The 13,567-nt window shown below is 36.6% G+C and carries 7 protein-coding genes; 5 read left to right on the top strand and 2 right to left on the bottom strand.

Annotation, left to right across the window (positions count from 1 at the left end; all coding sequences use genetic code 11):
* Positions 1-262 precede the first annotated feature (262 nt).
* From NSA01_RS09180 to yihA, 3 genes are all read left to right on the top strand, one after another.
* Entirely contained in the window at positions 263-2,764 is a 2,502-nt protein-coding gene (locus NSA01_RS09180) for a hypothetical protein (RefSeq protein ID WP_257481170.1), read from the top strand.
* 241 nt (positions 2,765-3,005) lie between these two features.
* Entirely contained in the window at positions 3,006-5,360 is a 2,355-nt protein-coding gene (lon, locus tag NSA01_RS09175) for an endopeptidase La (protein ID WP_257481169.1), read from the top strand.
* A 2-nt stretch (positions 5,361-5,362) separates the two neighbouring features.
* On the top strand, positions 5,363-5,944 hold the full coding sequence (gene yihA / locus NSA01_RS09170; RefSeq protein WP_257481168.1) for a ribosome biogenesis GTP-binding protein YihA/YsxC: 582 nt from the start codon (positions 5,363-5,365) through the stop codon (positions 5,942-5,944).
* Between the two features lie 434 nt (positions 5,945-6,378).
* On the opposite strand, the gene NSA01_RS09165 is transcribed toward yihA, so the two are convergent.
* Together NSA01_RS09165 and NSA01_RS09160 are read right to left on the bottom strand one after the other, a co-directional pair.
* Positions 6,379-9,162, bottom strand: coding sequence for a hybrid sensor histidine kinase/response regulator (locus NSA01_RS09165; RefSeq protein WP_257481167.1), 2,784 nt, complete (start codon positions 9,160-9,162; stop codon positions 6,379-6,381).
* Between the two features lie 177 nt (positions 9,163-9,339).
* Positions 9,340-11,115, bottom strand: coding sequence for a hybrid sensor histidine kinase/response regulator (locus tag NSA01_RS09160; RefSeq protein WP_257481166.1), 1,776 nt, complete (start codon positions 11,113-11,115; stop codon positions 9,340-9,342).
* Positions 11,116-11,418: 303 nt separating this feature from the next.
* On the opposite strand from NSA01_RS09160, the gene NSA01_RS09155 reads away from it, so the two are divergent.
* Together NSA01_RS09155 and NSA01_RS09150 are read left to right on the top strand one after the other, a co-directional pair.
* Positions 11,419-12,765 (top strand): TrkH family potassium uptake protein, encoded by a 1,347-nt coding sequence (locus NSA01_RS09155; RefSeq protein WP_257481165.1) that lies wholly within the window; start codon positions 11,419-11,421, stop codon positions 12,763-12,765.
* A 25-nt stretch (positions 12,766-12,790) separates the two neighbouring features.
* Positions 12,791-13,441: a potassium channel family protein gene (locus NSA01_RS09150; RefSeq protein ID WP_257481164.1), complete on the top strand. Its 651-nt coding sequence runs from the start codon at positions 12,791-12,793 to the stop codon at positions 13,439-13,441.
* Positions 13,442-13,567 lie beyond the last annotated feature (126 nt).

Genomic DNA, 13,567 nt, shown 5'->3' with positions numbered 1-13,567 from the left:
CGTAAAAGCCACCGCGGCGATTGAGCGGAAGCATTTTATCGAATATTTTTTGCTTCGGAAAAATATTCGCAGGGTTCCTAAGGGACGGCGTCCCTTATAGGGGTTTTAAGGGGTGAAACCCCTTGATTGTTTGTTTCTTTACAAAAAGAAAACAAAAACTCTTCATTGAACAACCAAAATATTCAAAGTATAATTAAAGTTAAGATAATTTCCCTAGAGAAATTATCTTTTTTTATACTAATTTAAGAAAGTAGGTGAAAAAGTGGAAAAGGAATTTTTAATAAAGAATTTCGAAGGCGGACTCAACGATACATTAGCTCCCATATATCTTGAGGATAACTGCCTGACTGAATGTCAAAATGCTAACTTATCTTTTGACGGAGGGATAGGAAAAAGGTCGGGAACGGATCTATATCTCCATAGGCTCCTTAAAGATAAAAATTTTGCGGCAGACAGCGATGATGAACTAATAGAGCTCAAAGACTTAAGGTTCATATTCGCAAAGGAAGTCATGATAAACGGATATAACAGGATTTTCTTCATAGCAAGATACGTCATACCAAAGGAAAGTCTTCCGGATAAATATTATTATCTTAACGTATCAAATTATTACTTCGGTTATATCTATGCCAATAAGGATTTTGATGTAGAGCTGGAAATAGAAGAATTCAAACCATGTCTTATAAAACAAAATGAAATGGTTCACTTCTACGATAAATTTTATAGAGCCCTTACAGACAACTACATAATAGGTAAGAAAGTAAAAAGAAAAGAGAACGACGGTAAATGGAGCATGGATCATACTGCTGACATGGAGGGATACTGCTATGAAGTTTATGACACTACGGGAGAAAAAGACTCTCACGGAGAATACATCATAGACGAAACAAATCCGGACTTTTCAAATAAAAAAAAGTGGGAAGAATTTCATGATAATCCGATACATCCCTTAAAAGACGAAAGAGGATATTATATATTCGCAAGGGATTATGAGCTTATTAATAAGGACATATCGGATATAAGCTTCGCTCAGACGGAAAAGGGATTATATTTTTCGTTCAATGGGAAATTCTACAGGATATCCGGATTTGACTTTACCAGCGACGAAGGCATAAAATATATAGTTAAGAACAGTATCGTAAAGGTAAATCATGAAGAAGCAGGCGAAAGTATCTACGGAAAATACTATTTAAGCTTAAAGGAGCAGAAGCTTATAAACCTTATTACAGCAAACTATAACGATACATCTATTTGGAGAGAAATAAATATCGACAAGTACAGAAGCGAAGTCCCCATGGGTATCGGAGATTATGACTATACTTATCTCGACGGTACCATAAACAAACTCTATATGGGAGAAGTCATCTTAGCTCCCAGATACTATAAAAAATACGACTCCGCGTCTAAAAAGAACATATGGGCAAAAGATACTTCAAAGCTATTTAGGTATAAAGCGAAAAGGGATATAATGGGATTTGACAATGACGGAAATCAAATCTCATTTAATTTATCGAATCTCAAATATTACGACACTTCCCTATTCGACAACATCTCAAACAGGGCGACAAAATACGACGAGGACGGAGACGGTCAGACCGACGATAATATATCTTTGGACGAAGTACAAAAATGTACTATGATGATATATCACCCTTACAGTAAGAGGATATTCGCCGCGGGACATCCGAAGGACAAAAAAGCGGTCTTTTATTCGGACCCAAATGAATTCAATGTGTTCAGGAGAAGCTCTACTCTATACCCCGCAAGCACAATAGGAAACGTCACCGCGATGACGGTGATAAAGAAATATTTATGCGTAAGCTACGAACAAGGCTGGTATGTATTCGGCGGAGGTAAGGAAGAAGACCTGGATGAATTCGTATGGCAGCCCCTTTCCCTGCCCTACGGAGCTTTGAATAACAAATGCGTCATATCGACCCCATGTTCTTTTACATTCTTTACGGGAAGCAAAATAATAGAAGTAAACGACCGGATATTTGCGGATTTAGGTTCTCTTGAAGCACTGAGCATTTATACCAAAATCATAAGCGACGGCAAAGTGAATACCTCTCTTAATAACATAAAAAACAAAAAACTTTCTGCCATGGCTTTTAATAACGGTAAAGTATATCTCGCTTTCAATGACGATAACGAACTGGATTATGCCAATAAGCTGCTGGAATACAATTTTGAAAAGTCTTCGGGTTTTAATATAAACACCGGTCTCGTTATTTATTATCTTTTCAATAAAGACAGTAAGCTTTTTATAGGAAGTAAAAACTATATAATAGAAACGGATATATTTAACAAAGAAAACTCAAGAGGACTAAGCGACTTTGACCCAATTAAAAACAAAAGAGTTCCCATAGAATTTAAAGTCGTATCCAAACCGTACGATTTATCGGTTTTTTATAAATATAAACACCTTAAAAGAGTAATGCCTATATATCTTCAAAATTATGACATGGAAGGCGAAAGCAATCTAAACATAAAAATAACCGGAGAGGACACAAAAGAAATAAGTCTTGACTTAAATTTGACGGATAGTTTGATTTGGGGAAGAAAATGGGGTAATATTTGGGGATTTTCTGATATAATGTATAAGTACATAGAAACAGACTTAACAAGTATCAACTTCAAATTCTCACTTTATCATAATTCATTTGATGATATGATGATACTCCTTGGTTTCGGATTTATTTATGAAACGCTTAAGAGCGAAGTCGGATATTCTGCGGGAGATGAGCAAAAGCTCATGATATAAAAAATATTCCTATTCTTACAGATATTACATAAGAAATATTCTATTTTTTATTGCAATAAAGTTTTAATAAATATATAATGACAAGTAGAATTTTATCATAGTTTATCGGATATAGAGATAAAATGATGTTCGTTGTACTATAATTACTTTTACACGGATATGTCGTAACGGTAATTATAAATTTAGTGTACGTTATACTAGATATTATTTTACTATAAAAAAAATTGAGAGAGGTACGAAATTGGCAAATATTCAAAACATAATGGATACATATACCAGCAACATGGAAAATTTGACTTTACCTGCCATTGCAACGAGGGATTTATCGTTGATAACAGGAATGAACGCTAATTTTGATGTTGCGAGAAGTGCTTCTTTAATGGCACTTGAAGAAAGTGTAAAAGAAGAAAGCATGATAGTCCTTATCGCACAGCGAGATTCGGATAAAGACGAAATCGAAATCGAAAATTTAAGAGAAGTCGGCGTTTTGGCAAAGATAACAAATCTTATAAGACTTCCGTACAATGCTATCAAAGTTTCAGTCAAGGTTCTAAACCGTGTTAAGATAAATAAATATGAACAGCACGACCCATATTTGGTTGCTACCGGAGATATAATAAATTATTCAAACGATAATTTAACGGATAAAGAGATCGCTATGACCAATGTACTAAAAGAACAATTTTCCAAATTTTCATCTTTGAAAATGACGGGAAATGATTTTGAGGTACTTTCATTTTTGGGTAACATAAAAAATCCAAATGAACTTATCGATATGATGCTTCCGCCCCTTGGCGTAGACTTCGATAAATTTCAGGATATACTCTGTATTTTAGACAGTGAAGAAAGATACAAAGAAGTATATAAGATAATCGAAAACAGAATCATTGTCCTATCCCTTGAAAACGAGATAGAGCAGGATGTCAAAGAAAAAATGGAAAAACTTCAAAAAGAAGTTTATTTAAGAGAAAAAATAGAGATTTTACAGGAAAAGCTTCAGGATCCCGAAGGGAACGGAGCCGGCAGCAACTATTTGGAAAAACTTGAAAAACTTCCCATAAAAGAAGAATTCAAGGAAAAAATAGAAAAGGAAATCGAAAGGCTGAAACTCATCCCCGTAGGTTCAAGCGAAGCGGGAGTTATACAAACTTATATCGAAACGATACTTGACCTGCCTTGGGAAAAAGAAGAAAAGCCAAACATAAATCTGAAAGAAGCTCAGAAGATACTCGATGAAGACCACTACGGTCTAAAAGAAGTAAAAGAAAGGATAATAGAATACTTATCGGTACTTAAGCTTACCGATACTCTAAAAGGACCTATCATTTGTTTGGTCGGACCTCCGGGGGTCGGCAAGACTTCCATAGCAAAGGCGATAGCAAAGGCTTCGGACAGGAAATTCGTAAGACTATCCGTGGGCGGAACGAGAGACGAAGCTGAGATAACGGGTCACAGAAGGACGTATATCGGTGCTATGCCGGGAAGGATAATAACAGGGATAGCTCAGTCCAAAAGCAATACTCCCCTATTCTTACTGGATGAAATAGATAAGATAGGTTCAGACTTCAAGGGCGACCCTGCCAGTGCACTATTGGAAGTATTGGACCCCGAACAAAACTCAAACTTCTCCGACCACTACCTTGAAATCCCATTCGATTTGTCGGAAGTATTGTTTGTGGCGACTGCTAATAATATAGCGACTATCCCTCCGCCTCTTTTAGACAGGATGGAAGTCATAGAGATACCGGGATATCTACCGAAGGAAAAGGTGGAAATAGCGAAAAGACACCTTATAAAAAAGGAAATGGAAGAGCACGGTCTTACAAAAGAAAACCTTTCTTTCACTACAGCGGCTCTTACAAAAATCGTTACGGATTATACCTTGGAATCGGGAGTAAGACAGCTTGAAAGACTTATAGCTAAGATATGCAGGAAATGTGCTAAGAAAATAGTAGCCGATGAAGAAGGTAAAATCGAAGTTACTGTTAAAAATCTTCATGAATTTTTGGGAAAAGAACTCCTTACTTTCGATAAGCAGGGAAACAAAAAACATGTGGGAAAAGTAACGGGACTTGCTTACACCAGCTACGGCGGAGATACTCTTAAAATAGAAGTCGTGATAACCGACGGTAAAGGTCATATCGAGCTTACAGGAAGTCTGGGAGATGTAATGCAGGAATCCGCAAAGACAGCTCTTACATATGTAAGGACTATAGCCCACAAGTTAAAAGTAGAAAAAGATTTCTACGAAAAGAAAGATATACATATACATGTACCCGAAGGAGCGACACCAAAGGACGGTCCGAGTGCGGGCATAACCCTTGCTACGGCTATAATTTCCGCTCTTACAAAAACGTCCGTTCCAGAAGATATCGCAATGACGGGAGAAATAACCCTGTCGGGAGATGTCCTTCCTATAGGGGGGCTAAGAGAAAAACTCCTCGCCGCTTCAAGAGCGAGAGTAAAGAAAGTGCTTATACCAAAAGAAAATGTCAAGGATCTTGAAGAAGTTCCCGATGATATAAAAGATACTTTGGAAATAGTACCGGTGAAGCACATGATGGATGTATATAAAATAATATTCAAAGAGGACTAGAAATGATTATAAGAAGTGCCGAAATACTTACAAGCGCCGCTAAGTTCAACCAGCTCCCTCCCGAGGACAAACTGGAGATAGTACTTATCGGTAAATCCAATGTAGGCAAATCCAGCTTTATAAATAACTTGCTGAACAGAAAGTCTTTAGCCAGAACGAGCTCCGTTCCGGGAAAGACAAGAACTGCAAATTACTACATCATAAATAACGAATTTTATATAGTTGATATGCCGGGCTACGGATATGCGAAAGTATCCAAAAGCGAAAAAGCTACATTTTCCAATATAATAACCGATTATTTGAAGAAGAGAAATGCTGATTTCATAGTATTCTTCCTTGTAGATATAAGGCACAAACCAAGCGAAAACGACGTAAAGATGTATAATGAAATACTTGATAATGATATATATCCCGTTGTGGTTTTGACAAAAGCTGATAAGATAAGTAAAAACAAGAGAAAACAAAATACAGACCTCATAAAAAAGACTCTCGGCTTAGATGAAGACGATAAGGTGATAATCTACTCTACAGAGGAAAAGCTGGGAAGAGATGAAGTTTGGGATTTTATCGAAGAGTTTATTTAAAGGACTGCCTTTAGGCAGTCTTTTTTTATTGTTTTAAATACATCGAGTTCTATAGACCTACTTAAAAACTTAGTTAATACCCTTTACGAAAATCTGTTTTTAATTATTAAAGACTTTGTAAGAAAGTCTATAAGCCAAATTATGTTATATAGAATTAAAATGAAGCGGTGATATTTTAAATAATATTATATTCTTCATCTCTAAAAATCAACTCAATAAATTTATTGAGTTGATAAATAAAACAAAATCAAAATTTATAAACACCTTAAAAAAATCCATAATCTAGTTATGTTTTTCGTTTTTAAAATAAGATATCAAAACAATTTAAAATATACAAATCTTTAGTAAAATCATTATAAAATAATCCAAACAAATTTTATATAAAAAAAGAGCCTTAAACCACCTCGTTCATAGGCTCTTTAATTTATTTATCATTAACACATCCATGTCTGGAGCACTTTTACCAAAGTCTTAACATTTATCGGTTTTGCGATATGTTCATTCATTCCAACACTTCTGGCTTTTCCAACATCGGTGGCAAAAGCATTTGCGGTAAGTGCAATTATAGGAATGGTCTTTGCATCGGTTCTGTTTAAAGCACGTATGCCTTTAGTCGCGTCATAACCGTTCATAACGGGCATTTGAATATCCATGAGTATCGCCCCGTAGTCACCCACAGCGGACGCTTCAAACATCTCGACGGCTCTCTTCCCGTTTTCAACGGAGTCTACTTCTATGCCTTCCATTTCCAGAAGTTCTATCGCTATCTCACGATTTAAATCGTTATCTTCCGCAAGCAGTACTCTCTTATTCGACAGATCCACTTGATTTTCTTCTTCGGTAAATGCATTTATGAGTTTACTGTGAGTACAGAAAAGCTGAAGTACATGAAGCATTTTCGATTTAAACAGAGGTTTGCTTAAAAATGCATCAGCTCCCGCTTTTATGAACTCTTCCTCTATCTCGGAATAGTCATAGGCTGATATTATGATTATAGGAACATCGTCTCCGAGATTTTCCCTGAGTGCCTTTAATGTTTCCAAGCCGTCCATTCCCGGCATCTTCCAGTCCAGTATAACAGCGAAGAAATCATCTCTTCTTTCATGGGCGTCTATGACACTTAATATGGCTTCCTGCCCGGAAAGTACCCAATACCCCCTCATACCCAGCTCATCGAGAAGAGCACTTGCGTTTTCACAGACTATCTGGTCATCATCGACTATAAGTACAGGAAGTCCGACAAGCTCTTCATCGCACATTTCTTCTTCATTTTGTATTTCCATAGGAAGAGAAACCACAAATTTACTTCCTATTCCCAGGCTGCTTTGAACTTCTATGGTACCGTTCATCATACGGACTATGTTATCGGTTATCGCCATTCCGAGCCCCGTGCCTTGTATCTTATTTATACGCGTATCTTCCGCACGTGAGAAAGGTTCGAATATATGAGGGATGAACTCCTCCGACATACCTATCCCGTCGTCTATAAATATAAATTCATACTGCCCGATATTATCGCTGGCAGAAGACAGTTCATTTATCCTTAAAGTGATAGTCCCGCCTTCGGGAGTATATTTTATCGCATTGGACATCAAGTTCATAAGTACCTGCTGGAGCCTGTCACCGTCTGCTATCACCTTTTCATGCTTCACTCTGCCGACGCTCATCTTAAGATGAAGATTTTTCTCTTTGACCAAAGGTTTGCATATATCCGCCACATCCCCCACAAGCTTGGCAAGGTCGACCTTTTCAAGCATAAGATTGATTTTTCCGCTTTCTATTTTTGACATGTCCAAAACTTCGTTGATAAGACTTAAAAGGTGCTTGCTTGAGATGTTTATTTTACTTAAACAGTCCCTGACTTTTTCCGGTTCTTCCGAATTTATCTGAGCAATTGCAGCCATACCCATTATGGCATTCATAGGAGTTCTTATATCATGAGACATGGAAGATAAGAAATTCGTCTTCGCTTCATTGGCGACTTTTGCGGTCTTGTACGCATCTTCCAGTGCCATTCTTTGTCTTTCCTGCTCCCTGCGTTCTTCGGTAACGTCCATTCCGAGGCTGTAGAAAGAAGGTATATCATCCCAGCTGTCCTCTGCGGGTACATAACAAAGAGACATCGTAAGGTTTTTTACACTCCCGTCTCCTGTTACTATCCTCATCTCAGTAACGGTACTGCCGTTTATATCTTTCAATTCATCTAAGAGTGGAAGGATTTTTTTATAATCATCGGGATGAACATATGTACATTTGGAATTTAGTTTCGTCTCGAATTCCTCTTCGCTGTAACCGATCAAATTCAAGAAGTCCGCACCATACCAAAGTATCGTTTCATAGTCCCTTGCGTCGAGCCTTACAAACCCTCCCGGAAGAGTCCTTACGATAGCATTCATTTCCTGATCTTTCTTAGCGAGCTTATATTCCGTACTGAACATATCATAGGAAAGCTCAAGTCTCGCTCTCCTGCCTTCCCAGTTGATTACGCGGTTTTTGATCATGAAAGTACGCTTCAACAGAGGATTATCATACTCCCATTCATAGAACTCTTTATCATTTATTATTTTATTTGTACAAAAAGGACAAGGTGAAGTCCTCCCCTGTATTACTTCATAGCATTTTTTTCCAACGAGATTTGAAGCCTGCTGTTTTAAAGTAGTACAAGCGGTTTTATTTAAATATAAAAGTTCATAATTATCCATATCACTTATATAGATATTTCCCGCATACTCCTCCATCATGAATTCAAAGCTCTTTGCCTTTTCATTCATTACTTTGGCGTTTTTTTTATATTTATCAACCATATCCGTTACATCCAAACAAACACCATAAACGACAGGGATTTCTTCATTCACCTCTTTAGTTATGCTTAGAGAAATACGTGCCCATTTAAAGCCTTCTCCTTTTAAAGGAAGTCGAATAGTTACCTCAGCAGATGTTTCACCTTTATCATATGCAGATAATAAATCTCCTCTTAAAAGATTAAAATCTTTTGGATAGTCCCTATAATATTTATACAAATCACCAAAGCGGGAAGTAAATTCTTCCTTTATATAATGTATATCCTTGTAAAAAATATCGTTAGCACAAATAAAAGTCAGATTTTCATCCAACTTAAAATTTAATATACCTGCATTTATTATATTCAACAGCACGTTGTTATCCTCAAAATTAATCGGATTTTTGACCTTAGATCCTAAATCATGCTGATTTCCCATATCGTTTTCTCCCTTATTGTTATAATATTTAAAAGCAAAATCTGACAAAATACACATGTGTACATTATATAGTCTTTATCATTCAATAGCAAGGATAATCGTTTAATTAAAAAGTATTTAAGGTATCTTAAAGTACTTTTAAACACGATATAAAAAAGAAGATGATTTCATCTTCCTTTATTTGAATATTTGTTTGTATAGAGTTTTATATAGTATATCCGGTTCTATAGGTTTTGCAAGATGTTCGTTCATTCCCGCGTCAATGGAATTTTTTATATCCTCGGCAAAAGCATTTGCCGTCATTGCTATCACAGATATACTTTCGCTGTCCGCTTTACCTGAACTCCTTATTTTTTTACAAGCCTCCAGTCCGTTCATAACCGGCATTTGTATATCCATAAGCACCGCGTCGTAGTAGTAAGGTTCATTATTTAAGTACATATCAGTGCCGATTTTACCGTTCTCGGCACATTCTGCCGTGATACCTTTCTGTTCAAGCAATGTCTTTGCTATCATCATATTGAGATCATTGTCTTCAAAAATAAGTATTCTCTTACCTTTGAGTTTATTTAAGTCAAATTCCGTTTTCTCTTCATTATCTTCAACATCTTTGACTATATCCACTTCCAGCTCCAGTATCACGCTGGTTCCCTTTCCCGGTTCACTTTCTATATATATCCTGCCGCCCATGAGCTCTACTATCTTAGCTACAATAGAAAGTCCAAGTCCCGTCCCCTCTGAAGTATCCCCTGCCTTTTCCTGAGAAAATGGTTCAAAAGCATGTGCTAAATATTCTTTGCTCATACCTATACCCGTATCTCTGACGATAAAACGCTTCTTTATTCTATTTTCATCTTTAGACAGATGTTCTATTATCAATTCTATCTTTCCCCTTTCGGGAGTAAATTTGACTGAATTTGAGAGGAGATTTAAGAATATCTGATTGAAGCGAAGCCTATCCAGCATTACACATTTTATATCCACTTCCTTGCAGACTATATCAAAATCTATATTCTTTTCGATACACTGCTCTCTTATGATACTGTTTACGGTATCCAAAAACTCGGATAAGGAATAAGGCTCGGGGTGAAGCTCCATTTTATCGCTTTCGATTTTGGACATATCCAAAACATCGTTTATGAGAGAAAGTAAATATTTTCCCGATTGATTTATTTTGTTTAAATAATCATTCACTTCTTCTCTGGAAATGTCATCATTCAAAGCCAAATAAGAAGACCCTATTATCCCGTTGAGAGGCATCCTAAGGTCATGACTCATTCTCGACAGGAATTCGGATTTTGCGGAATTTGCACTTTTCGCCTCATTAAGTTTTGCTTCAAGATTTTTCTGTTCCAGGACCGAGTCCATATACGCATTGTAAGCCTGACGCTGTTTGTCGAAAAGTTCCATATATTTCCCGTGCAGATTATTTGCAAGGAGATATGCGGCAATATTGATAATAACGACTTCTGCATAATAATGAAAAGGGATATTCCCGGCATATATACATGCACAGACATTTACTGTTATGGAAACCATATAAATAAATCTTAGATCATTGTTTTTAAGTATGGGTGCACAAATCAAAACTCCCGCAAGAACGACGCAGTTCAGCGGAATAAGGGACATGGAAGCGTCTCTGTATAAAAACGGAAAAACTCCTATTACAAGAATACTCCAAAACAATTTATAAATAAATGATATATTTTTAAAAGATGAATTTTTCTTTACGACTAAAATAATAATCAGGAATACGACCGCAGACAGCGACAGTAAAAGCATACCGCCCCATAAAATACGCTGAACGTAAAACTGCGGATTAAACAAATTGATGATTTGAAAAAAAAGTATACATATGCATACTGCGACAATCCTCTTTAAATTTATCTTTTCAATTTCATCTTCGGAAAAATTTACAAGTTTTTCATCGACCTTAAAATATTTGTTTTTCATTTTTTATTATTTCCCTTAGCTGTTTTTAATAAAACTATTTATAAAGGAGTATAACATATAATTATTTTTATAACAATATAGAATACACTTCATAAAAGGCATATCATTCATATGCGATACATCATTATTTTGACTTAAAATGTATAAAAAAAGACTTGAAAATTTCCATGTAAATTATTTTTAAATAATGGTTTCATTTCTATTGATTGTCTGATATAATTCTCAAATAAGGTATAAAAATAATATTAAGATTTTAAAAGGACTTTATATAAACGGGATCGTTTATAATGGGTAAATGATTAAATGACAAGTAAATTAAAGCTTAAATTATCTTACACACAAATAATTGCACTTGGATTTTTCCTGACAATTTTAGTAGGCGGTATACTTCTTATGCTTCCTATATCATCGAGAAGCGGAGAGTTCACTCCGTTTTTAAATTCTATTTTTACAGCCACATCCGCAACATGCGTAACGGGGCTTATCGTCTTTGACACATACACTCACTGGTCGATTTTCGGACAGATAGTCATAATATGTTTGATACAAATCGGCGGTATAGGTTTCATGACCATTATCACCATGTTTTCCATATTCTTAAAGCGTCAGATAGGACTTCACGAAAGAAGGCTTTTGATGCAGTCCGCGGGAAGTATGCAGCTTAGCGGAGTAGTTAAACTCATACTTCGTATAGTAAAGGGAACGATATTATTCGAGGGGCTGGGAGCAATACTCCTGTCAATAAGATTTATTCCCGAAATGGGCTTTAAGGTAGGAATATATAACGCAGTGTTCCACGCCATATCGGCATTTTGTAATGCAGGATTTGATTTAATGGGCAGATTTAAAGAATTTTCTTCCTTAACGAGATATTCCGATGACATAATAGTAAATATCACCATAATGTCACTTATAGTCATCGGCGGTATCGGGTTCTTGGTATGGAGCGATATAATAAAAAACAAATGGCATATAAGAAGATATGAACTTCATTCAAAGATAGTCATATCCGCTTCCGCCATTCTCATATTAGGAGGGGCTGTACTCTTCTTCTTATTTGAAACAAAAAACGGAGTGCTCGTTCACTCTTCAATGAAAGAAAGTATCCTGGCATCACTGTTCCAGTCCGTAACGCCGAGAACGGCAGGCTTCAACACCGTAGACTGGGCAAGTATAACTCAGGGGACCTCAATATTTACTATAGTGCTGATGCTTATCGGCGGAAGCCCCGGCTCGACCGCAGGGGGTATGAAGACAACTACATTGGTAGTTTTAGTGATGAGTGCTGTCGCTTCATCAAGGCATAAAAACAATATAACCATATTCAAAAGACGTTTGGACGCAGATACCGTTAAACAAGCAAGTGCGGTATTCACATTATACTTCGTGGGATTTTTAGCGGGAAGCTTACTGTTATGCTACTTTGAAAACCTCCCTGCCATATCCATAATGTTTGAAGTATCTTCGGCGATAGGTACCGTAGGCTCCTCGATGGGTATAACCACCACACTGTGTGCCGCTTCAAAATGCGTGATAATCGCACTTATGTATGCGGGCAGAGTCGGAGCTCTTACACTTATGCTGACACTTGCTGCAAAGAAAAAATGTGCGCCTGTCGAAAGACCGGCAGAAAAAATACTAATAGGATAGTTTATAACAGAAAGGAAATATTAATATGAAATCAGTACTTGTAATCGGGATGGGACGTTTCGGAAAGCATTTATCGAAGAAGATGCAGGAGTTAGGAAACGACGTAATGATAATAGATAAAGATGAAGAACTTATTTCAGAATTTGCTTCGGACTTTACGGACTCTCAAATCGGGGACTGCAGAGTGGAAGGCGTTTTAAGGTCTCTTGGAATAAATAACTTCGATATCTGTTTCGTTGCTATAGGAGAGGACTTTCAGGCTTCCCTTGAAATCACCGCACTTCTTAAAGATTTAAATGCAAAATGGGTCGTTACAAAGGCGAGAAGCGATATCCAAAAGAATCTGCTAAAAAGGATAGGTGCGGACGAAGTCGTATATCCGGAAAGAGACACAGCGGAAAAACTTGCCATAAGATATAATGCAAAGAACATATTCGATTATATCCAGCTGACCCCGGAATACTCCATTTACGAAATACCTATAATGAATTTATGGGTGGGAAAAAATATGTCCGACCTTGGTATAAGAAAAAAATACAAAGTAAACATCATCGCAATCAAAAACGAAAATATATTAGACCCTATGCCTTCTCCGAACTACGTGTTCAGAGAAAACGACCATATTATCGTAATAGGCAAGTCTTCGGATGTATTCAAACTTACATCACTGACATAAAAATAACCGAGGAAATCCTCGGTTATTTTTTTATAGGACTTTGTCCTATAACCTCGAGAAGTTTCTCGAGCTCTTTTTTGTAAGGATATATAAGGGGCTCTGCCCCTTACACCCTGCGAAGTTTTT

Source organism: Anaerofustis stercorihominis, from assembly GCF_024623185.1.
Taxonomy (GTDB): Bacteria; Bacillota; Clostridia; order Eubacteriales; family Anaerofustaceae; genus Anaerofustis.
Note: the sequence above shows the minus strand (reverse complement) of the source record. Positions and strands in the feature narration are given on the sequence as shown.